This window comes from Blautia luti, from assembly GCF_013304735.1.
In the GTDB taxonomy this organism is placed as follows: domain Bacteria; phylum Bacillota; class Clostridia; order Lachnospirales; family Lachnospiraceae; genus Blautia_A.
In genome coordinates this window covers 80739-103718 of the sequence record NZ_JAAITI010000005.1, presented here as the reverse complement: position 1 = coordinate 103718, position 22980 = coordinate 80739, and the positions used below count along the sequence as shown (strand labels likewise).

The following is a 22980-nucleotide window of genomic DNA, read 5'->3' as shown; positions in this document are numbered from 1 at the left end:
GTTTCCTCCGTCCTGTTGTTTCTGCTTAACTCTATAAGACCTATTTTATTTTTATAGAAAGGACTCTGCAATATGTGCTACCAATTGTGCCCTCTTTTTTTACAAATCATTGCAATTCCTGATTCATTTCCGTATAATAATGCCATAAGTATGAAAAAGGAGAATTATCATGTCTGATTTCAGCAGTAAATGTCGCGAATATCTAACAGATACAGGAGAAACGGTTTACCAGTTAGCTTCATCCTCCGGTCTGGACCGCACCTCCCTGCAGCGTATGCTTACAGGCAAACGTCTGCCCAGCATTGACTTTATCCACCAGTTCTGCGACTCCATCCGGATTAATCCATCTCAGCGCCTGGAACTGATGGAATTATATAAAATCGAAAAAATTGGAAAAGAAGTTTATTATAACCGAAAATATATTCAGGAGCTTCTCCGCGTAATCAGCTCCCAGCAGACCATTTCCCCCTCCGGTTTCCAGCGGCTTCCTTCTCTGCCGTTTTACCGTGGAGATTTTTCTTTTGATGTGGAAAAAAAGGTCTTCAGCCTTTTTGAAGATATCCTTGATTCCGGCTCTGATGAAGAAATCTGTACTAATATCCCGGCTAACTGCCGCCTTCTTGTACAGACTTTTGCACGCCTTTATCCAGAATACGGGAAGCTTCCTCCTGTGATCCAGATTCTTCCGCTTCATCAGAATCCCACCGCTTCACCGGATTACAATATGAACCTGGAAACCTTTCTCTGCACCATCCTCCCAATCCTGTCCGGTTTTCTCAATTATCAGCCGTATTATTACTATACACAGGCAGGAAGAGATGTTTCCAGTTACACATTATTTCCGTTTTTCTTTATAACAAAAAAGAAGCTCCTGCTTCTCTCCTATGATATGATGACCTTTGTGTTCACAGAAAATCCGGCTGTTGTCAGCTCTTACAATCAGGAATTTCAACGGATTCTTGAAAATTCCCGACGTTTCTTTCAGCAGTCCGATTCTCCCTCTCAGATTCTGGAAATTTTTGGTTCCATTATGCACACCAGTATTACGACAAATTTTGCGCTGGAATCCCATCCCTGCCTTGCCCTGATGTCCTACGGACCTGATTTTGTGCAGGCATTATTTAAAAACCGTGATGTGGACCTTTCCAGTCCTGTCTATACACAGCTGGCTGCCGTATTAAAACAGCCATCCTTTGCTTTTACAGAAGATGACACTTACTGCAATTATTTTACCCTGAACGGAATCCGGAAATTTGCGGAAACCGGACTGCTTGACGGTCCCTATTCCTACCATCAGACACCACTTCCGGTGGAAGAACGAAAAAGAGCCATCCTGCATCTTCTTAATACAGATCTGGGTGGCGAAAAATGCAGAATCCTCAAGCCTTCTGTTCTTCCCGAAACAGTCATTCATCTTGAAGTCCTGTCTGATTACTCTGTTTTTCTCTGTTTTCTCTCAGAGGAAGACACCTTTATCTGCGTCTATCTGAAAGAGACAAGTATCGGCCAGGCACTGAATGATTATCTCTGCTCCCTTGCCGACGATCATGCCGCTTACTCAAAAAAAGAAGCCCAGCAAATCCTGCTGGGACTTCTTGAACAGCTTTAAGAACCTGTACTTCTGTGATATTCTCTTGTAAGATTCTCAAGAATCCTGTCGGTCTCCCCGGATGCAATCTTCTGCTCCGGGAGACTCAAAAACTTCTCCAGTCTTCCTGCTACCTCTTCTTTTACTGTTTCTTCCACCTTCAGCTCTTCCAGCCTCTTTTCAAACTCTTCCTGGCTGTGAACACTTCGATACGCCAGAAGATAAACTTTCAGAGCTTTTTCTGACCGGTTTTCTCTCCATGCCATAAAAAAGCAGTCAAGGGCTTTGTCCATCTGAAATAGATAACTGTAGGCACATCCCTGATTATGGAAAATCCGCTCACGCATCTCACCGGAAACATCTTTTGACTCCTTTTCCAGCAGTTTCTGATAAACCCGGATGGCATTTACATACATCCGGTTCTCCATAAGAGCGTCCCCTTTCTGTTTTTCCCTGATTTCCTCAGATTCACTGTTTCTTCTCTCAATTCTGCCATTCAGTGTACGGAGTTCCTCATAAGCCAGATAATTGATTTCCTTAAAAACCGGATACAGGATTTCTTCCAGTCCTGCTTCTTTTCCGATAAAAGGTTTCAGTTTTGCCGCAAGTTTCGGCAGATCCAGTTCTTCTTCAAGCCAGGTGCACAGCTGATTGCTGATCAGAGAACTGTCCACAAGATACAGATTGTTGTAGAGATAATAGCACAGTTCTTCTATGGAATAAATATTCGTGCTGATATTTTCAATATAAAATGGTTTCTCTGCTTTCTTTACCTGGCATAAAATATATCCGCTCATACCTGTTTCCTTTCTTCCGTTTCATCCCAGCGAACCAGTTCTTTCCAGACTTTTCCACTGGACGGATACATTTCACCAAATCCAAGATCTCTCACTGTAACCTCGCACTCTTTCGGGGATACATATTTCAGCGTAAGCGCAAGTCTGGTTGTCCGGTTCGGGCGTTCTGGCAGGCCATCAAGAGCCATCGCCACACGCTTCTTTTCCGTTTCATCCGGAAGGCTTACCGTAAATACCAGTTCCTTTGTATCATCCAGAATCAGTTCACATCCAGCACTGCATTCATACCAGTTACTTCCACCTTCAATCAGTGGATAATATGCCGGAGAGCCCATAACACGCATGTCCATTCCCACATCTGCAACAACCAGGGAGTCACTTAAATAGCGATAGCCTTTCAGCTTACGATCCTCAAGGCGGTCTTTAACAGCGATGCAGGCACCTTTTGCAAAAAGATTATTTCCGTAAAATACCTTGCGGCCCTGATGACATAGAATTTTCACCGACTGCTGCGCCCATTGCTGGTCAAATCCTTTTCCTGTAATCTGGACACTGGAAAAGAGCTCTTTTCCAAGAGTTTTGCTCACAAAACGGCAAAACTCCACATCACGGATTTCATTTTCCGGATCGAGCTTTGTGCTTACCGGATCTTCCAGTTTTACAAGGACAGGCCTGGATGCACCGTTTATGGTCAGTTTCCGGAAATCAACCGTATCTCCCGAAAACGCATACCATCCTACGCTCCGGTTCCAGGTTTCTCTTTTCTGTCCCAGTGCATAATAATAAAAGCTCTCCCCGTAATCCATGAGCATGTATTTTTCTTCCGGAAAACCAGCCAGGCTGCAGGCTTCCTGGTAATTCCGTACCTGCACCGCATTAAGTTCCGGCGAAGTAATACATAAACATTTTGTATTTTTTACAATATCCTGGATTCCCAGAAATTTCAGAATTTCTCTCAGAAAATGTGAGAAAAGTTCTGCCGGTTTTCTCTCTTCTCCTGCTACCTGAACTGCCTCTTCTTTCCGGCAGATATCATAAATATTTCCAACCATGATTCCGCCTTTTTCCCTGGCAAAATACTCAGCTTCCAGGCCTACGCAGTAATCCTTCTGCACGGATCTGTAGCAGATGCAGCCCGGGGCCTCATACTGACTGGCCCCCACTTTCATGGAAAGAGAACGTGCTTCTTCTGCCTTTCTGTCATAATAACAGATCTGTGTGTATTCTTTTCCAATATCAATTCCTATGATCAAGTCACGAATTTCATTCATCTTTCCGGTTCCTTCTCTATGACAAACATTTCATTGACGTACTGTTCCTGACGGAGATACTGTGTCAGCTTTTCCTTCACTTCCGGTTCTTTTTCCAGCTTTCTTGCACAGAGAATCTGATTAATCAGCTGATATTTGCTGGATGCACGGTCATCCGTCTGGTTCATGGTCAGCACTTTTTCTTCTGTTTTGTGCGTACCTTCACGGTCTTCTGTCTGGAAATAATAACGCAGGGTTTCCCCGTAAAACAGGGTAAAGGTCTTCGTAAAAATTCCCTCATAAACATTGCGAAGGGGTTCACTTTTATATTCCGGTGCTGTTCCAAGTCCTGTATCCAGTGAATAATACAACGTAACCGAAGCCTCCGGTGAAGCATGAAACTCCACAAATGTTTTATCATCCAGCTGGTATGGCCTTAAAATACGCTGATCCAGATTATGGAAAAACTCAAACACCATTCCTTCTTTCACACAGGCAGCAATGATTTCTTCTTCCAGCGCCAGCTCTTCTTCATCCGGTGTTTTTTCTTCGGAAAGTATCTTAAGAAGTGCCAGATCACAGATCCGATCTTCGGGCCACTCTTTTCGTTTTCCCTCTTTCAGATATTCCCTGAGCTCTGGGGTCTCCGGCATTTCCCGCACAAACATTCCATATGCCATCTGTGTCAGATAAGCTCCGATCACTTTTTCTTTTCCAAGATGACTGATATAGGATTTCAGAATTTCCTCTCCTTCTTCTCTGTAATCAGAAGTATACATCAGAAGAGAAAGGATTCTCTCCTCCAGATTATACGTATCCATCTCAAAACCGCAGGCACTTTTCCAGATGTTCAGAAGTTCATCCACAGGCCCAAACCTGAACTTCATCAGATATTGAAGAATCACCTCGTCATAAATTCCTTTCCTGTATACATACGACGCGAGTGCAATCAGTTCCTCATCTTCCGCGCAGTCACATCTTATAATCATCCTGCTTACAAGTTTCAGAAGTGCCCGCTCATCCACACCTTCAAATCCAAAAGCTTCCACAACACTCATTGCCTGTGGAAAAAGCCCTCTCTGAATCAGAATCTCCAGCAGGATCTTTTTGTCAACCATGGCATATTCCCGGTAATCCATCATCTCAAGACAGGTATCCAGGTCTTCTCCCTGCACATGATCTCTGTAATAATCCAGAATTCTTTTCCGGACAGCACTCTTGTATTCCTCTGTAAACGCTGAGGAGAGAACAAGTTTCTGGAAAATTCCCAGATTTTTTCTTCCAATCTCCTGGTTCTGGCAGTAATAAAGAAGCACGCCCGGTTCATCCGCACCTTTTTCCAGCACTGCCGGTACCATCTCCCGGTCATCAAAGAGCGGTGTCAGATTATAGTCTACCGTAGCTGCATACCGTCTCTGTTTTTCATCCTGAAAAAGTACTGCTGCATCACCGGTATAAATTTTCGGGTAGGCAATTCCATGTACACATGGATAAATTTCTTCCTGTTTCAGCTGTCTGTGGCGTACAATCACACTCCGTACCTTGGGATCATCGGTATACAGACGGTAGGTAAACATTCTTGACGCAATAATCTGTGCTTCCTCGCTGCCTTCTGGCTCCCGCATAAATTCCTGATAAACAACCGCATAATTCTCATTCATCCGGCCTTCCTGCAGTTTACGCAGTGCAAAATCCTTCATATTGTCCCGATAACTCTCATACGTCTTGGGATCTTTCTCCTTCTGTGCAATAATACATGCGTACAGATATGCTCTCTTGGAATCTCCGAGGTTGTTGTTATTATAAGTAAAATACATAAGTAACGGCTTCGGCAAAATTCTGCGGTAAGAAGTATCCAGTGTTTCCACATAATACTCATACAGACGCGTAATCCTGATTCCTCTCTCCACTGCTGCGGAAAACCAGCGGAAATATTCCGTTTTTCTCGGGTTTCCCTTCATGATATATTTACAGATTGCTTCCACGGTATCATCTGTCGGAAAAGCCTCACAGCCCATAACCATGGCACGGTACAGACTATCATTGAAATTTTTCTCATAACCGGAAAGGTAGGCAAGACGCATTACCAGCTCCTCTGTCAGCATCTTCTCTTTTCCTGCAAAGAGAAATACCTGTGCCCAGAAACGGTTCATCCTGTGAAGCAGGGACATATCTGCACAGATTGCATTCCATGCTTCCAGATACAGAAACGGACTGGTACATCCTCTTTCAAAGAGTTCCTCCATCAGAAAGATTTTTCTGGAAGAAGAAAGCCCCTGGTCCATTTCAAATACCAGTTTCAGAAGGATAAAACTGTCCTCCTTCTGCATCTGGAAATTCTGAACCTTACGCAATGCCTGTTCCTTATCTCTGTATAATCCGGTCAGTGTGCACAGATAAAGATACAGTCCTGCCAGTTCCAGCTCATTGTGGCTGAAAGATTTATTCTGATACCGTTTCAGGATATCCACTGCCTTCTCATCTTCATTTTCCAGATGATAAAGATAAGCTTCCAGAAGCTGATACTCCGGATATTTCAGTCCGCTGTCACCCATTCTGTCAAGTTTTTCATGGGCAAGTACCGACCAGGACTGAAAATCCGTTTTTCCACAGACATAACCCAGATATTCCTTCAGAAGAGCTGCTCGGTACTGTTTCTCCAGAAGATCAATATTTACAGAACTTCCTGTTCCTCTGGATGCCAGCACGTGATATACCAGCTTCTGGTAAGGTGTCTTTATAACAATCTCACCATACTGATTTCCTTTTCCAATCTTTTCTCTGTGGATCACATAATTTATTTCACAGGTTCTTCCGATAAAATCATCTTCTGTAATAACATGTTTTTCTGCTTCCAGAAACTCACCGTTTACTTCAATATCTGCCCGTAAATGTCCCCAACCACTTCTGTGAATATAAAGTGACTCCTGAACGGACTCACTGACATCATAAAAATTGGCTTCTTCCCGGTTCAGGCTCAACTCCACTTTTTCCTTGACGCCGGCCGCAATGAGAAATTCCTCCAGGTGCTGATAGGTTACCGGCTGCTGAGACATCCCTGCATAAAGAGAACGGATTTTTTCACTCTGATCTTTCAGAATCAGGGAAAAATGGCGCTCTGTGAAAATTCTGTATGCCTCGTGAAAATCTTCCTTCGCAATGCGAAGAAATTCTTCCAGGGAGGAAACTTTTCTGCCGGAACTTTTTACTTCTTCTTCTGAAACAGCAACCTTAAAAGGCAGTCTGTATTCTCCGATGCTGGTAGTAAAGCACAGCCATCCCTCAAAGCTCTCTCCCGGATTCATCCCCTCTGCATCTACTCCATAGGGCATGCGTATGGTAGTTCCTGAAAAACGATCAAATCCAGGCACAAGTCTCCGGTCGGATGATGTCACAAATCCGCTGATCCTGCGGTTGTCATCTGTGCCAAAATAAATTTCAGCCCTGGTAGTTTCTCCTGCTTTCAGGGTAGCGGAAATCTCCTCCTGGGAAAACAGAAGCTCTGGCTGTTCATAAATAAATTTTCCATTAAGAAGCTGTTCTATCCTCTTTTTCAAAATATATACTCCTCGTCAATGTACACTGATTATTCTACTCATATTTTATGATTATACACCAGATCAGAAGGTGGTGCAACAGGATGAACCCTCTGTCCTTTTCTTAAAAATTCTGTTGGAAAAGCACGAAAAGCACGTCCTTTTCATAAACTGTAAGGAAATCCCCTTTGAGGTGAATCTTTGAAAACGTTTCTGAAACCGCTGTCTGCCGCAGAAGAACAGTTTTATCTTCTGCGGTTCCAAAGGGGCGATCCTGAGGCAAGAAATATTCTTATCGAGCACAATCTTCGTCTTGTAGCCCATGTTGCAAAAAAATACCAGGGCTGTGATGAGGACCCGGATGATCTGATCTCCATCGGTACCATCGGACTGATCAAGGCAATCTCCACCTTCGACCCCTGCCGTACCTCCAAGCTTTCCACCTACGCGGCACGCTGTATTGACAATGAACTTCTCATGATGCTGCGCGCCCGCAAAAAACGTTCCAGGGAAGTTTCCCTCTATGAACCTATTGGTACGGACCGGGAAGGCAATGAAATCAGCCTCCTTGATATCATTGAAAGTCCACCTGTTGACGTTGTGGAAGACTGTTTTCAGCGGGAAAACATTCTCCATCTTCTCCGTCATATTGCCGAGATCCTTTCTCCAAAAGAATACCATGTCATCTGCTGCCGCTATGGTCTGAACGGCCAGGAACCCCGGACTCAGCGTGAAATTGCCAGAGAACTTTCTATCAGCCGCTCCTACGTATCCCGCATCGAAAAAAATGCACTCCAAAAACTCCGCACTCTTTTCCCAAAAAATCACTAAAGGGGAGAACGTTCTTTTCGTTCTCCCCTAAATCATTTACCTCATTCGCCTCTTCGAAGGATATCAAATACCTCCGGTGTCTCGTTCAGTTTTACGTAAATTCTCTGCTGTGCATGCGGCGCACTCTCCATGGACTCACCCTCTTCATTATAGATGGCTTCCACTGTAACCGGAATGTTTCTTCCATCCGGTTTCATAATCTCGATGGTTTCTCCAACAGAGAACTTATTTCTCTGTGTCAGTCTTGCCAGGCCTCTCTCATCGATCTCTTCCGCAAATCCAAGGTACGTATATTCTCTTACATAGGTATTGCTGTCATAAATTTGTGTATTCTCATCTGGTTTTCCATAGAAAAATCCGGTTGTAAACTGACGGTAGGTACAGTTCGAGATCTGTTCCTGATACCACGGCATATTGGCATGATATTTTTCCGGACTTTCCATACAGTCGTCAATGGCTTTTCGGTAGGTTCTGGCTACTGTAGCCACATAAAGAGCTGTTTTCATACGTCCTTCGATCTTCAGGCTGTCAATACCGCTGGTAAGGATGTCTTCCATATGTTCTACCATGCACAGATCCTTGGAATTGAAAATAAAAGTTCCTCTCTCATTTTCAAATACCGGCATGTATTCTCCCGGGCGCTTCTCCTCCACAACAGAATATTTCCATCTGCAGGGATGGGTACAGGCTCCCTGATTGGCATCTCTTCCTGCCATGAAGTTGCTGAGAAGGCATCTTCCGGAATAGGAAATACACATTGCTCCGTGGATAAACGTCTCAATTTCCATATCATCCGGAATATGTGCCCGGATTTCCCGGATTTCCTCCAGAGAAAGTTCTCTTGCACTTACCACACGCTTGGCACCAAGATTATACCAGAAACGGTATGTCTCATAGTTGGTATTGTTCGCCTGGGTGCTAATGTGACGCTCGATCTCCGGGCAGATCTCCTTTGCATACATAAAGATTCCAGGATCTGCGATGATCAGTGCATCCGGTCCGATCTCCTTCAGTTCCTGAAGATATTCTCTTACGCCTTCAAGATCCCGGTTATGTGCCAGGATATTCACTGTCACATAAACTTTTACACCATGTGCATGGGCAAAGGCAATACCCTCACGCATGTCCTCTTTTGAAAAATTCTTAGCCTTTGCACGAAGTCCAAAGGCTTCTCCGCCGATATAAACGGCGTCTGCACCATATATGACGGCAACCTTTAAAACCTCAAGGCTGCTCGCCGGAACTAAAAGTTCTGGTCGTTTCATAAGCCTGTTCTCCTGTTTTCACACTTACAGCCGCCCCGTCTCCCAGAGGAAGTACCGATGTACGTAGCACCGGGCTGTGGGTCAGCTGCCAGAGATATTCTCTCATTCTTTTATAAATTGTCCGGTTTCGCCGTTCCACAAGATAATGAGATTCGATAATGTCTCCCTCCTGCAGCACGTTGTCGGATACCAGAACACTTCCCTCTTTCATCAGCCGCAGCACATCAGGAAGCCAGTGGATATACTGACCTTTGGCCGCGTCCATGAAGATCATGTCAAACGTTCCGGTAAGGGTTTTCAGGATCTCACCGGCATCTCCTTCCAGAAGTGTAATCTGGGATTCCCTTCCTGCACGCCTGAAATTATCCTTTGCCACAGGAATTCTTTTTTCGTAATTTTCTATGGTAACAATCTTAAGATCTTCCGGGCCGTATTCGCACATAAGAAGTGTGGAGAAGCCTACGGCAGTCCCCACCTCCAGAATGCGCTTCGGCTGTTTTACCGCCAGAAGCATCCTCATAAAACTCTGCATATCTCTTCGGATAATCGGCACCCGGTCCGCAAGTGCCTCTGCTTCCAACTCCTGCAGAAACGGAGTGTTCCCCATATCAAGAGAATTGATATAGGTCTTCATGCGTTCTTCTACGATCACTGGCTGTTCGATCCTTCCTCGCTCTCCTCTCCTGACAGCACCGCCAGAATTCTCGTTGGCGTATATGCTGTACTGAGAAGGTATGTACCGGCTTTAATCTGTCCGTGATACGCGGACATTCTTTCCTGCACAGTAAATGCAAGCGCATCTTTGATAAGGCCCTTCTGCTCCAGTGTCTTACCCACTTTATATGCGGACGCACCTTCCTTTATGACCACCGTGACCTGCTGTCCCTCTCCCGGGCTCATAGCCTGCTGGTTAAACACATTATATCCGAACTGATATGCGGATTTTCCAACCCAGATCAGAAATACGATTACGCAGATATATAAGGCGATTTTAAACACCCCTCCAGCCAGAAAAACGCCGGCCCTGCCTGCCTTCTCTCTTGTGTCTGCCATAGTCTTTCTTCCTCCTATAAGTCAGGAATCTGTATGTCTATCCCGGCTACCAGTGTTCTGCAGATTCGCTGCATCAGTCTGCACAGCGCAAGCTCGGCATCAAGATAGGCATTTACTTTCAGGTTCTGTCTCAGACTTGCAGATTCACGGATGAGCTGTTCCGCTATCTGGAACAGCTCATCCTTGTCTGCCTGACTCTGAAGTCTGAAATTATCTCCCCGGAATTTCATCACCCTCGCCTTCAGCTCAGGATCTTTCTCAAGCTGGGCTGCCTGTTTCTGATATTCCTGGTATTCATCACTTCTGTGCACAGCATCGAGAAGTTTCTCAATGTCCATGCTGATTTCGTCCATCCTCTTATGCCTCCATAATGATCGGCAGAATCATCGGACTTCTCTTGGTGCGTTTCCACAGATATTCACCAAGTGCATCTTTGACTTCTGTCTTAATTTTGCCCCAGTCTGTGATATTGTTTTCCAGGCAGGAATCCAGTGCGGTTTCCACAACCTGTCTGGCATGTTCCATAAGATCCTCGGATTCTCTTACATATACAAAACCTCTGGAAACAATGTCCGGTCCTGCAAGAACCACATTGCTGTGGCGCTCCAGTGTCATAACAACAATCATAATTCCGTCCTCTGACAGATGCTGACGGTCACGGAGTACAATATTTCCAACATCGCCCACACCAAGTCCGTCTACGAAGATCGCTCCTGTGTGAACACTTCCTGTTACCTTGGCATCCTGTCCGTCCAGTTCCAGTACATTTCCGGAAGAAAGGATAAAGATATTCTCTTTCGGAATTCCAAGATCTTCCACAATATGTTTCTGTGCAGTCAGATGACGGTACTCACCATGGATCGGGATCGCATATTTCGGTTTTACAAGGGAGTAGATCAGCTTGATCTCTTCCTGGCAGGCATGTCCGGAAACATGGACATCCTGGAAAATAACTTTGGCCCCCTTCATGGACAGCTCATTGATAACCTTGGAAACTGCTTTTTCATTTCCGGGAATCGGATTGGAGCTGAAGATGATGGTATCGTTTGGCTTAATGGTAATCTTCTTATGGATGTTGGCTGCCATACGGGAAAGTGCCGCCATGGACTCACCCTGGCTTCCAGTTGTAATCAGAACTACCTTGTCATCCGGATAATTCTTCACCTGATCAATCTCGATCAGAGTATTCTCAGGGATCTGCAGATATCCAAGTTCGGATGCTACCGAAATAACATTGACCATACTGCGGCCTTCTACTGCAACTTTTCTTCCGAAACGGTATGCAGTGTTAATAATCTGCTGCACACGATCCACATTGGACGCAAAGGTCGCAATGATGATTCTGGATGTACGGTACTCATTAAAAAGATTATCAAATACATGTCCCACTGTGCGCTCGGACATGGTAAATCCCGGTCTCTCCGCATTGGTACTCTCACACATCAGTGCAAGAACGCCCTTCTTACCAATCTCCGCAAAACGCTGCAGATCGATGGCATCTCCGAATACCGGTGTATAATCGACTTTAAAGTCTCCTGTGTGTACCACAATTCCCACCGGAGAGTAAATGGCCAGTGCTGAGGCATCCTGAATACTGTGGTTGGTCTTAATAAATTCCACAGCAAAATCTCCAAGATTAATCACCTGTCCGTGCTTTACTTCTTTCAGCTTGGTGGAACGCACAAGATTGTGTTCTTTCAGTTTGTTGCGGATCAGTCCCAGCGTCAGCTTGGTAGCATAGATTGGAACATTGATCTCCTTCAGTACATAAGGCAGAGCTCCAATATGGTCCTCATGTCCGTGAGTAATCACAAAGCCCTTCACTTTGGAAATGTTTTCCTTAAGATAAGTCACATCCGGGATAACAAGATCAATTCCCAGCATATCATCCTCAGGGAAAGAAAGTCCGCAATCCACAACTACAATGCTGTCTTCATACTCAAAAGCGGTGATATTCATTCCGATCTGTTCCAGACCGCCAAGTGGTATGATTTTAAGTTTCGAGGATGATCTGCGGCTGTTTTTCCGTCCGGATGGTCTGCCGCTGTTCTTAACCGGTCTCTGTGTGTTTCTGCTGCTGTTCTTTACAGCACCGCCTGTGGCTGCTTTCTTCGCTGTCGGGCGGAACGGCTTATCCTGGCGGTTCTTATTTCCGCCACGATACTGTCTTGTCCTTGATCCAGCGTTCTTCTGTCTTGGTGCCTGTTTTCTGGCGCCGCCTGCGGAACTTACTGTTCTGTTCTCCGCATTTCTGTTGTCACCGTTATTTTCGCTTTTCAAAAATCGCTCCTCCATTCAAAATTCACGTCATCCAGCATCTGCTGAAAAACTGCGTAAACAGCCTGAAGCTCGTCCTCATCCTCGACCATCTCATAACAAGCTTCCGTGCTTCCCGGAGCAGAAATATCCTTCAAAATATATGCGTCTGCTTCCTCATCCTGTGAATCGGACACCAAAAGATAAGTCACACCCGCAATGTTGGTCTGCTCCTCTACGTAAAACTCAGCAGTTGTGCCGTCGTCTGACTGAAATATTATTTTTTCCATATTTAATTCTTCCTTATCCGTTCTTATGAAAATATCCGTATTTCCGGTTTATTCTTTCTCACTTTCCTGTTGCGCCTTCTTATGTGCAACAGAGTCCAAATATCCCTGCAAAATAAAGACTGCAGCTACCTGATCCAGATACTGTTTACGGTCTTCCTTATGCACGCCGGTCTCTTCCAGTGTGCGGTCCGCTGCCATGGTAGTCAGTCTTTCATCCCACATAATAACAGGCAGGCCTGTACGTTTCTCCAGCATTTCCTTAAATTCCAGAGATTTCTCGGCCCGCTCCCCTACGGTATTGTTCATGTTTTTCGGGTATCCCAGAACGATCTCCGTAACCTGATACTCCGAAATAATTTCTTCAATACGTGCCAGTGTACGGCGAAGCTTGTTCTCCTGCTTGCGCCATACCGTTTCCACGCCCTGGGCTGTCAGACCAAGAGGGTCGCTTACTGCAACTCCCACAGTCTTCGAGCCATAATCCAGTCCCAGTACTCTCATATTACCGTTCCCAGGACTTGTTCTTGATATACTCGGTAAGAAGTTCCTCTACCAGCTCATCACGCTCCACTTTCATGATCATGCTTCTCGCACCCTTGTGGCTTGTGATATAAGTCGGGTCTCCGGACATAATATATCCTACGATCTGATTCACCGGATTGTATCCCTTCTCATCCATTGCATTGTACACCAGATCCAGGACTTCCTTTACCTGAAGCTCCTGATCCGGTTTTGTTCTGAAATACTGTGTATTTCCCAGATTATTTTCTGCCATTGTCTCTCACGTCCTTAAAATATATTCTTTTTTATTTTAATATAAATTTACATAAATTACAATCTTAAATTTAACGCGGATTGCGAATGCAAACTGTCAACATACGATTCCGTGCTTTATTTTACAACTTCACCGGTCATGATATGCTCTTCAAGGAAACTCTCTGCCTTTACTCTTACGATATCATTTACGCCATAATTTTCGGATTTCGGTACCGCTGTTTTTATATATTCACGGCTGTGTCCCAGATACCAGATCTGGCCATCTTTTGTATATTCCTCTTCAATAAGAACTTCCAGTTCTTTTCCCAGCATGGACCTTTCGTAATCCTTTGCATGACGGTGATGCATCTCGATCATTTTTTCGCTGCGCCGGGCTTTTTCAGCCTCTGTCAGCTGGCCGTCCATGGCTGCTGCCTTTGTGCCCTGTCTCCTGGAATATTTAAAGATATGGGTCTCATAAAAATGAATACCATCCACAAAATCATAGGACTTCTGGAATTCTTCTTCGGATTCCTGTGGAAAACCTACGATCACATCCGTAGTCAGTGCTGGATTTTCATATACTTCTCTTAAAAGTTCACACCGTTCTCTGTATTCTCCGCTTCTGTATCTGCGGTTCATCCTCTCCAGAGTCTCATCACAGCCACTCTGCAGGGAAAGATGGAAATGCGGGCATACTTTTGGCAGTGCCGCAATCCCTTCGGCAAATTCTCTCGTAACAATTCCCGGTTCCAGAGATCCCAGGCGGATACGCTGAATTCCTTCGATCTCATGTACAGCGCGGATCAGGGAAAGCAGTGTCTCTTTTTTCTCCTCCGGAAAATCTACGCCGTAGGAACTTAAATGAATTCCTGTAAGAACTACTTCCTTATACCCTTTTTCTGCAAGGGAATGGACTTCCTTCAGCACACTTTCAATGTTACGGCTTCTGACACGGCCTCTCGCATAAGGAATAATACAGTACGTACAGAACTGATTACATCCGTCCTGAACCTTGATGTATGCCCTTACATGTTCTGCTGTATGATCAATGGAAAGATCCTCATACTCTTTTGTCTGGTTGATCTTAATCACATGGGAGCCATGTCCCGGTTTATTTTCCGCATATTCTGCCAGTGCTTCCACAATATTGATCTTCTGGTTATTTCCAAGTACAAGGTCAATGGCTTCGTCTTTTTCCAGCTTATCACCACCGGTCTGTACATAACATCCCGTTGCTACCACGATTGCTTCCGAATTCATTTTTTTTGCTTTATGAAGCATCTGTCTTGATTTTCTGTCTGCAATATTCGTTACCGTACAGGTATTGATTACATAAATATCCGCTCCCGGCTCAAAAGGCACAATCTCATATCCTGCCTCCTCCAGAAGCTGCTGCATGGCCTCAATTTCATAGGCATTTACTTTGCAGCCCAGGTTGTGTAATGCAACTCTATTTCCCATTTTTCCTCACTTTTTTTACACTTTAACTAATTATTAAAACAATTTTTATCTCTTTTTACCTTGACTTTTCTGGGGCCGACAGGTAAGATGAAAGCTGTAAATACAAAAATCTATCAAGGGAGGTTATTATAATGAAAACAGCTAAAATCTCACTGAACTCCATCGATAAGGTGAAGGCATTCGTAAACGAGATCAGCAAATTCGACTGCGATTTTGATTTAGTATCCGGAAGATATGTGATCGATGCAAAATCCATCATGGGTATCTTCAGCCTGGATCTTTCCAAGCCGATCGACCTCAACATCCACGCAGACGGCGCTGCTCTGGATAACGTAATGCAGATTATTTCCAAATATACAATCGACTAATCTATGATGTATATTTGAGAGGAACTGTATTGGATACAGTTCCTCTTTTTTCATGTTTTCAGAATTTTTCTGATCTCAATGATCTCCCTTTTTCTGATACCGTTTGATAATCCCAGGGAACCTCCAAAGCGGGGTTCCCTGATTGTTTTTTCTTACGGAAAAACAATCACTGAATTTCAATGATCTCTGTGGTATTCAGAGCAGTCTCCATCAGCTCATCGATCTTCTCAGAAAGTTTCTGCTCGGAACGGCGGATCACCTTAAGATTCGGCTTGGTTACCGGATGTTTTGCAACAAAGATGGTACAGCAGTCCTCAAACGGCTGAATGGATGTCTCAAAAGTATCGATCTTTCTGGAAATCCGAACAATCTCCTCTTTATCAAAACCGATCACCGGACGATATACCGGAAGTGTGCAGACCTCGTTTGTGGAAGCAAGACTCTGTAATGTCTGGCTTGCAACCTGACCGATACTCTCACCTGTGATCAATCCGAGACAGCGGTCTTTTTTTGCAAAATGCTCGGCAATACGCATCATGTATCTTCTCATAATGATGGTAAGCTCATCATGTGGGCACTGGTCGTAAATATAAAGCTGGATATCTGTAAAATTAACTACATGGAGACGGATCGGTCCGCTGTATTTGGCTACCAGGCGGGCAAGATCCACGACCTTCTGTTTTGCACGCTCGCTGGTGTAAGGCGGTGCATGGAAATATACCGCATCGATCTTAACGCCACGTTTTGCGATCATGTAACCGGCAACCGGGCTGTCGATTCCGCCAGAAAGAAGCAGCATGGCTTTTCCGTTTGTTCCGATAGGCATTCCGCCTGCGCCCGGAATGGTCTGGGAATATACATAGATCTTGTCACGGATCTCCACAGAAAGATCCAATTCCGGATGATGAACGTCTACACTTGCCTCCGGGAACGCATCCAGGATACGTCCGCCAAGCTCTGCGCTAACTTCCATGGAGCTAATCGGATAGGATTTCTTTGCACGGCGTGTCCAAACCTTAAAGGTTCCGTTAAAGTCCGGATGCCACTGTTTCATATAGCTTACTACGTCTTCGGCAAGTTTCTCAAAGCCCTGCTCTTCGTAGATCATAACCGGGCAGATACCTACGATACCGAATACGTGCTGCAGTGCGTCTACAGCCTCATCGTAATCATAATTCTCCGGGCAGAATACATAGACTCTTCCCTGCTCTTTTTTTACTTCAAAATCTCCCTCGATCTTGGAGAGCGCAATCTCCATCTGATGTACGAGAGCATCTTCAAAACGGTAGCGGTTTTTTCCCTTCAGGGCGATTTCCGCATATTTGATCAAAAATGCATGTACTAACATAAAAATTCCTTTCTTGTGTGTTCTCTATCGACGTGCATACCTGCGTAACATCGGGATGGTTTTTCCCAGGGCTTCCAAGCAGTAATCTACTTCTTCGAAAGTATTCTCCTCACAGAAACTGATGCGGACGGTACTCTCCACATCTGCTCTTGAAAGTCCCATAGCTGTCAGTGTTGCACTTGGTTTTCTCTTATGACTGGAGCATGCACTTCCTGCGGAAATATATACTCCGAATTCTTCCAGTGTATGGAGCAGGACTTCGCTTCGGACCCCGTGGAAAGTCACACTCATGATGTGCGGTGCCCCTTCTCTTAAAGGCATTCCGTTGATGGTGATGTCTCCAAGCTTTGAAAGTCCCTCTGCCATCCGTTCTTTCAGGTCATAAAGGTGCTGTATTTTTTTATCAAAATCTGTATATACCATCTCTGCGGCAACGCCAAGGCCTGCAATTCCCGGTACATTGTCTGTTCCGGAACGCATGCCGTTCTGCTGTCCGCCTCCAAGGATCTGTGGCTGTACTCTTACTTTTTCGTTGATGTAGAGGAAGCCCACGCCTTTTGGTCCGTGGATCTTGTGACTGCTTACAGATAAAAGATCGATTCCCAGCTTTTTCGGATAGATACGGTACTTTCCGAAAGCCTGGATGGCATCTACATGGAAAAGCGCTTTCGGGCTTTTTTCGTGGACGAGCTTTCCGATCTCTTCTACCGGCATCACAGCTCCCACTTCGTTATTCACGTACATCACAGACACCAGGATCGTATCCGGGCGCAGAGCTGCTTCCAGCGCTTCCAGTTTCACAACTCCCTGATGATCCACAGGAAGGATGGTCACCTCATAACCCTGGTCTTTCAGATAGGCAAAAGGCTGAGCCACTGCCGCATGCTCCACTGCCGTTGTAATGATATGGTTTCCCATACGCTTGTTGGCTTCCACGCCGCCGATAATGGCAAGATTATCTGATTCTGTTCCACCGGAGGTAAAAAGAATCTCTTTTTCGTTAACTTTCAATAATTTTGCAAGGGTTTGGGCGCTTTTGCGGACGTAATTCTCCGCTTCCATTCCCTTTTTATGCATGGCAGAAGGATTTCCGAAATCTCCTGTCATGGTTTTGCAGACAATATCCTTTACTTCATCGAAGCATCTCGTTGTCGCGGAATTGTCAAAATATGCTTCCATAGTTTATTCATCCTCCAGTTGAAACATCAGAACAGAAAGTACTGCGAGTCCCGCAGTTTCTGTCCGTAAGATCCGGTGTCCCAGGGTGATCGGTTTCGCACCGGCTTCCATGGCATCTGCCACTTCCTGCTCTTCAAATCCACCCTCCGGGCCGATAAAAACACCGATGCTTTTTCCCGGTTCGATTGCCTGGATCAGTTCCTTTGTCTCTTTCATTCCTTTTGCAAGTTCGTAAGGGATCAGCAGAACATCCAGTTCTTTTGCGTAAGCAAGGGCTTCCTTAAATGTCATCACGGAATGGACTTCCGGAACAAGCATGCGCTTGGACTGTTTTGCCGCGCTTTCCGCGATCTGCTGCCAGCGGGATACCTTTTTTTCCGCTTTCCTGTTATCCAGTTTTACCACACATCGTCTGGTTGAAACCGGAACTACGGAGTATGCCCCAAGTTCCACTGCTTTCTGGATGATCAGCTCCATCTTATCCGCTTTCGGCAGGCCCTGAAAAAGATAAATGCGGTTTTTCAGCTCATAATCCGGCTCCTGGACATAGAGGATGTGGAGCAGCACTTCATCCTCCCCGGCATTTTCGATCACACAGTGATATTCTTTCTCCTTGTCGCTGATCCAGAGCTCCTCGCCTTTTTTCATGCGGAGCACGTTCACGATATGGTTCACATCACTTCCTGTGATGTGGATCTCATGTCTTTCCCCGTCGATCTGATGAGGTTCCACAAAAAATCGCTGCATGAGATCAGTCCTTTCTTGCTGTCACAGATACCCACTCGCCCTGATGAGTCACTTCTACCAGAGTCAGTCCGGCGTCTTTTACAGCCTGCACTACAACGTCTTCTTTTACATCCAGGATGCCAGATGTAATGTAATAAGCGCCTTTTTTCATCTGTGCAACGATCACCGGTGTCAGCGGTACCAGAACATCTGCCAGAATATTTGCAGTTACGATATCATATTTCTCATATCCTACCTGATCCTGAACGTCTTTGTCATCGATGATATTTCCGATCATCATGTCAAAGGATTTCTCCTCGATCTGGTTGGCCTCCTTATTCTCAGATACTGCCGGAACTGCACATGGATCAAGGTCTGTACCAACCACATGGCCTGCACCAAGCTTCAGTGCAACGATTCCAAGGATTCCGCTTCCGGTTCCCACATCCAGAATCTCCATTCCCGGCTTCACAAATTTCTTCAGCTGGCGGATCACAAGCTGTGTAGTCTCGTGCATTCCTGTACCAAAAGCTGTTCCCGGATCAATGTGAAGGATCATCTTGTCCTTATCCTCTGCCTTCACTTCTTCCCATGACGGTACAATCAGGATATCATCCACATAGAACTGATGGAAATACTGTTTCCAGTTGTTGATCCAGTCTTTATCCTCTGTCTGGGATTCTGTGATGGTAGCTTCTCCGATATCCACAAAGCTTCTTAAATCTTCCAGTGCTTCTTTTACATCTTTCAAAATGGCTTCTGTATCTGCATCCTCTTCCAGATAGAAATTCAGATATGCGATGCCGTCATCTGCCGGTCCTTCCGGCATGATATCCACGAACATCTGCGCTTTGTCCTCATCGGTCAGCGGCTGTTTATCCTGAATCTCCACACCTTCAATTCCCACCTCGGCAAGTGTGCAGATCACAATATCCTCTGCCTCTGTTTTTGTCTTAAGTGTAAAACGGTTCCATTTCATATTTCTATATCTCCTTATGCTGTATACACATTTACGGATTTCTTTTCCTGTCTGTTGCCTGTTTTCTGTTTCCCTGAAAACGGGCACTTCTTTTAATATACACGAATACAGAAAAAAAAGAAAGAGGCTTTTTATGCCTCTTTCCTGTTTTCACTTTATTTATTCCTCAAACATTTCCTTGACTTTCTCACGGAAACCTTTTTTCTTCTTTTCTGTTTTTTCAGATTTTTCGGAAGTCTCGGCTGTACTGTCTGCTGCCGGACGGTTGCCGCATGCCGCATCAAAAGCCTCCAAAGCTTTCTTTGCCTCCTCATTAAGGTTAGTCGGAGTCTGGACTACCAGTGTTACATAGTGGTCACCACGAACGTTCTTGTTACGTAATGACGGAACACCTTTGCCCTTCAGGCGGATTCTTGTATCCGTCTGTGTTCCCGGTTTCACCTCATAGGCAACCTCACCGTCTACCGTATTGATACGCATCTCCCCGCCAAGTGCAGCCTGTGCAAATGTGATCGGAGCTGTTGAAAAGATATTCATATCCTGTCTCTGGAAGATCGGATGACGGGCTACATTTACCTCAACCAGCAGATCTCCTCTCGGACCGCCGTTGGTTCCCGGCTCACCTTTTTCACGAATACGGATGCACTGGCCATTGTCGATACCGGCCGGTACAGATACCTGGATCTTCTTTCTGGAAGAAGTATATCCGGTTCCACGGCAGGCACTGCATTTATCCTTGATCACCTTACCGGTTCCATTACAGTCCGGACAGGTCTGGACATTACGTACCATACCAAACATGGACTGCTGAGTGTAAACGATCTGACCCTGGCCTTTACATTTCGGACATGTGACCGGTGATGTTCCAGGTTTCGCTCCGGTTCCGTGACATGTGGTACACTCATCCTTCAGAACGATTTCCAGCTCTTTCTCGCATCCGAAAACCGCTTCCTCAAAAGTAATGTTCACACGTGCACGAAGGTTGGCGCCCTTCATCGGTCCGTTGTTGGCCCGTCTGGTTCTGCCTCCGCCGCCGAACAGGTCTCCGAAGATATCTCCGAAGATGTCTCCCATATCTGCGCCGTTGAAGTCAAATCCGCCAAAGCCGCCGGCACCGCCTCCGCCGCCGTTTTCGAATGCTGCATGACCAAACTGATCATACTGTCTTCTCTTGTCGGCATCACTTAAAACGGAGTACGCCTCTGTCGCCTCTTTGAATTTCGCCTCAGCCTCTTTATCACCCGGATTTACATCCGGGTGATATTTCTTGGCCAGCTTACGATATGCTTTTTTTAATGTTGCGTCGTCGGCGTTTTTATCCACACCTAAGACTTCATAATAATCTCTTTTATCAGCCATTGTAATTATTTCCTACTTGTCTTAGACTTCCTTGTAATCAGCATCTACAACATCATCGCCGTATCCTGCTTCATTTCCGCCCTGAGCACCAGCGTTTCCGCCCATGTTGCCCATATCCGGTCCAGGACCAGCCTGACCCTGAGCTCCCTGAGTCTGCTCATACATCTTGGAGAACAGTTTCTGAGCGCTCTCCATCATCTTCTCCTGTGCAGCCTTGATGTCTGCAACCTGAGAATCAGTAAGCTCCTGAGCATTTGCTGTCTGTGCAAGAAGATCTTTCAGTGCATTGAGGTCAGCCTCAACACTTGCTTTATCGTTTGCGTCAAGCTTGTCGCCAGCTTCTTTCAGTGCATTCTCAACCTGGAATACCATGGAGTCTGCATTGTTTCTTGTGTCGATCGCCTCTTTACGTTTCTTATCCTGAGCCTCGAACTCAGCTGCTTCTTTGACAGCTTTGTCGATATCGGAATCGGACATATTGGAACCAGCTGTGATTGTGATGTGCTGCTCTTTACCTGTTCCAAGGTCTTTAGCGGATACATTAACGATACCGTTGGCATCAATATCAAATGTTACCTCGATCTGCGGAACTCCACGACGTGCTGGCGGGATTCCATCCAGACGGAACTGGCCGAGGGATTTGTTGTCTTTTGCGAACTGACGCTCACCCTGTACAACGTTGATATCTACAGCTGTCTGGTTATCTGCTGCTGTGGAGAAAATCTGGCTCTTCTTTGTAGGAATTGTAGTATTTCTCTCGATCAGACGAGTTGCGATACCACCCATTGTCTCGATGGACAGAGACAGCGGAGTAACATCCAGAAGAAGGATATCACCGGCACCTGCATCACCTGCAAGTTTACCACCCTGTACGGAAGCACCAAGTGCAACACACTCATCCGGATTCAGGTTCTTGCTCGGCTCTTTGCCTGTTAACTGTCTTACCTTATCCTGTACTGCCGGGATACGGGAAGAACCACCAACCAGAAGTACCTGGCCAAGCTCGGAAGCTGTGATACCTGCATCAGACAGTGCACGGCGAACCGGCTCAGCAGTCATCTCTACAAGATCATGTGTCAGCTCATCGAATTTAGCTCTTGTAAGGTTCATATCAAAATGCTTCGGTCCCTCAGCAGTTGCTGTGATGAACGGAAGGTTGATGTTTGTTGTTGTTGCGGAAGAAAGCTCTTTCTTAGCTTTCTCAGCTGCCTCTTTCAGTCTCTGAAGAGCCATCTTATCGTTGCTAAGATCTACGCCCTCAGTTCTCTTGAACTCGGAAAGCATGTAGTCTGTGATCTTCTTATCAAAGTCATCACCACCAAGACGGTTGTTACCAGCTGTGGAAAGAACCTCGATAACGCCATCACCGATCTCGATAACAGATACATCGAATGTACCACCACCAAGGTCGTATACCATGATCTTCTGCTCTTTCTCATTGTCAAGACCATATGCAAGAGCTGCTGCTGTAGGCTCGTTGATGATACGTTTTACATCAAGACCTGCGATCTTACCTGCATCTTTGGTTGCCTGACGCTGAGCGTCGTTGAAGTAAGCCGGAACTGTGATAACAGCCTCTGTTACTTTCTCACCAAGATAAGCCTCTGCATCCTTTTTCAGTTTCTGAAGGATCATTGCGGAGATCTCCTGTGGAGAATATTTCTTGTCGTCGATAGTTACACGGTAATCAGTACCCATCTCTCTTTTGATTGAGGAGATTGTTCTGTCTGCGTTTGTAACTGCCTGACGTTTTGCAGGCTCACCTACCAGACGCTCTCCTGTCTTTGTGAATGCTACAACGGATGGTGTTGTTCTTGCGCCTTCTGTATTTGCGATAACTGTTGGCTGTCCACCTTCCATTACGGCTACACAGCTGTTTGTTGTACCTAAGTCAATACCAATAATCTTTCCCATGATTTTTTCCTCCTGTTTTAG

General features: G+C 45.5%; 21 protein-coding genes. 3 read left to right on the top strand and 18 right to left on the bottom strand.

What is annotated here, in order from left to right:
* The first annotated feature begins 169 nt into the window (after positions 1–169).
* A complete protein-coding gene (locus tag G5B06_RS04540) occupies positions 170–1609 on the top strand; it encodes a helix-turn-helix domain-containing protein (RefSeq protein WP_118062790.1) in 1440 nt (479 codons plus the stop codon).
* Here G5B06_RS04540 and G5B06_RS04535 read toward each other — a convergent pair.
* From G5B06_RS04535 to G5B06_RS18930, 3 genes are read right to left on the bottom strand one after another with little or no spacing between them, the layout of a single operon-like run.
* Positions 1606–2385 (bottom strand): hypothetical protein, encoded by a 780-nt coding sequence (locus G5B06_RS04535; RefSeq protein WP_118062789.1) that lies wholly within the window; start codon positions 2383–2385, stop codon positions 1606–1608. The genes G5B06_RS04540 and G5B06_RS04535 overlap by 4 nt on opposite strands.
* Positions 2382–3656: a DUF5716 family protein gene (locus G5B06_RS04530; protein ID WP_118062788.1), complete on the bottom strand. Its 1275-nt coding sequence runs from the start codon at positions 3654–3656 to the stop codon at positions 2382–2384. The genes G5B06_RS04535 and G5B06_RS04530 overlap by 4 nt, the downstream gene beginning before the upstream one ends.
* Positions 3653–7192: a DUF5717 family protein gene (locus G5B06_RS18930; protein ID WP_244092654.1), complete on the bottom strand. Its 3540-nt coding sequence runs from the start codon at positions 7190–7192 to the stop codon at positions 3653–3655. The genes G5B06_RS04530 and G5B06_RS18930 overlap by 4 nt, the downstream gene beginning before the upstream one ends.
* Positions 7193–7372: 180 nt before the next feature.
* On the opposite strand from G5B06_RS18930, the gene sigK reads away from it, so the two are divergent.
* Positions 7373–8002, top strand: coding sequence for an RNA polymerase sporulation sigma factor SigK (gene sigK / locus G5B06_RS04520; RefSeq protein ID WP_148447329.1), 630 nt, complete (start codon positions 7373–7375; stop codon positions 8000–8002).
* A gap of 41 nt (positions 8003–8043) precedes the next feature.
* Here the strand turns inward: sigK and G5B06_RS04515 are convergent, their stop codons facing one another.
* From G5B06_RS04515 to mtaB, 9 genes are all read right to left on the bottom strand, one after another.
* Positions 8044–9267: a peptidase U32 family protein gene (locus G5B06_RS04515; RefSeq protein ID WP_021977647.1), complete on the bottom strand. Its 1224-nt coding sequence runs from the start codon at positions 9265–9267 to the stop codon at positions 8044–8046.
* Complete coding sequence (locus tag G5B06_RS04510; protein ID WP_173762406.1) at positions 9227–9919, bottom strand: O-methyltransferase; 693 nt, start codon at positions 9917–9919, stop codon at positions 9227–9229. Before G5B06_RS04510 ends, G5B06_RS04515 begins: the two co-directional genes overlap by 41 nt.
* Positions 9916–10320 carry an endolytic transglycosylase MltG gene (locus tag G5B06_RS04505; protein WP_148447333.1) on the bottom strand — a complete coding sequence of 135 codons (405 nt, stop codon included), beginning with the start codon at positions 10318–10320 and terminating at the stop codon, positions 9916–9918. The genes G5B06_RS04510 and G5B06_RS04505 overlap by 4 nt, the downstream gene beginning before the upstream one ends.
* A gap of 14 nt (positions 10321–10334) precedes the next feature.
* On the bottom strand, positions 10335–10673 hold the full coding sequence (locus G5B06_RS04500) for a YlbF family regulator (RefSeq protein ID WP_173762407.1): 339 nt from the start codon (positions 10671–10673) through the stop codon (positions 10335–10337).
* Between the two features lie 4 nt (positions 10674–10677).
* A complete protein-coding gene (locus G5B06_RS04495) occupies positions 10678–12615 on the bottom strand; it encodes a ribonuclease J (RefSeq protein WP_420314377.1) in 1938 nt (645 codons plus the stop codon).
* Entirely contained in the window at positions 12597–12866 is a 270-nt protein-coding gene (locus tag G5B06_RS04490) for a DUF1292 domain-containing protein (RefSeq protein ID WP_118062786.1), read from the bottom strand. The genes G5B06_RS04495 and G5B06_RS04490 overlap by 19 nt, the downstream gene beginning before the upstream one ends.
* Positions 12867–12914: 48 nt before the next feature.
* Positions 12915–13367: a Holliday junction resolvase RuvX gene (gene ruvX / locus G5B06_RS04485; RefSeq protein ID WP_118062785.1), complete on the bottom strand. Its 453-nt coding sequence runs from the start codon at positions 13365–13367 to the stop codon at positions 12915–12917.
* Position 13368: 1 nt separating this feature from the next.
* Positions 13369–13641, bottom strand: a complete 273-nt coding sequence (locus G5B06_RS04480; protein ID WP_015527087.1) for an IreB family regulatory phosphoprotein — start codon at positions 13639–13641, stop codon at positions 13369–13371.
* Positions 13642–13757: 116 nt separating this feature from the next.
* Entirely contained in the window at positions 13758–15086 is a 1329-nt protein-coding gene (gene mtaB, locus G5B06_RS04475) for a tRNA (N(6)-L-threonylcarbamoyladenosine(37)-C(2))-methylthiotransferase MtaB (protein WP_118062784.1), read from the bottom strand.
* A gap of 131 nt (positions 15087–15217) precedes the next feature.
* On the opposite strand from mtaB, the gene G5B06_RS04470 reads away from it, so the two are divergent.
* Entirely contained in the window at positions 15218–15454 is a 237-nt protein-coding gene (locus G5B06_RS04470) for an HPr family phosphocarrier protein (protein ID WP_015527084.1), read from the top strand.
* Positions 15455–15620: 166 nt separating this feature from the next.
* Here G5B06_RS04470 and thiI read toward each other — a convergent pair whose 3' ends face one another.
* The 6 genes from thiI to dnaK form a co-directional block, all read right to left on the bottom strand.
* Positions 15621–16802, bottom strand: a complete 1182-nt coding sequence (gene thiI, locus G5B06_RS04465; protein ID WP_021977655.1) for a tRNA uracil 4-sulfurtransferase ThiI — start codon at positions 16800–16802, stop codon at positions 15621–15623.
* Positions 16803–16826: 24 nt separating this feature from the next.
* Positions 16827–17981 (bottom strand): cysteine desulfurase family protein, encoded by a 1155-nt coding sequence (locus tag G5B06_RS04460; RefSeq protein ID WP_021977656.1) that lies wholly within the window; start codon positions 17979–17981, stop codon positions 16827–16829.
* Between the two features lie 3 nt (positions 17982–17984).
* Positions 17985–18728, bottom strand: coding sequence for a 16S rRNA (uracil(1498)-N(3))-methyltransferase (locus G5B06_RS04455; protein ID WP_118062783.1), 744 nt, complete (start codon positions 18726–18728; stop codon positions 17985–17987).
* A 4-nt stretch (positions 18729–18732) separates the two neighbouring features.
* The gene (gene prmA / locus G5B06_RS04450) at positions 18733–19686 is read right to left on the bottom strand and encodes a 50S ribosomal protein L11 methyltransferase (RefSeq protein ID WP_118071205.1); all 954 of its coding nucleotides are present in this window, start codon (positions 19684–19686) and stop codon (positions 18733–18735) included.
* 159 nt (positions 19687–19845) lie between these two features.
* Positions 19846–21045: a molecular chaperone DnaJ gene (dnaJ, locus tag G5B06_RS04445; RefSeq protein ID WP_173762408.1), complete on the bottom strand. Its 1200-nt coding sequence runs from the start codon at positions 21043–21045 to the stop codon at positions 19846–19848.
* 21 nt (positions 21046–21066) lie between these two features.
* Entirely contained in the window at positions 21067–22959 is a 1893-nt protein-coding gene (gene dnaK, locus G5B06_RS04440) for a molecular chaperone DnaK (RefSeq protein ID WP_148447345.1), read from the bottom strand.
* Positions 22960–22980 lie beyond the last annotated feature (21 nt).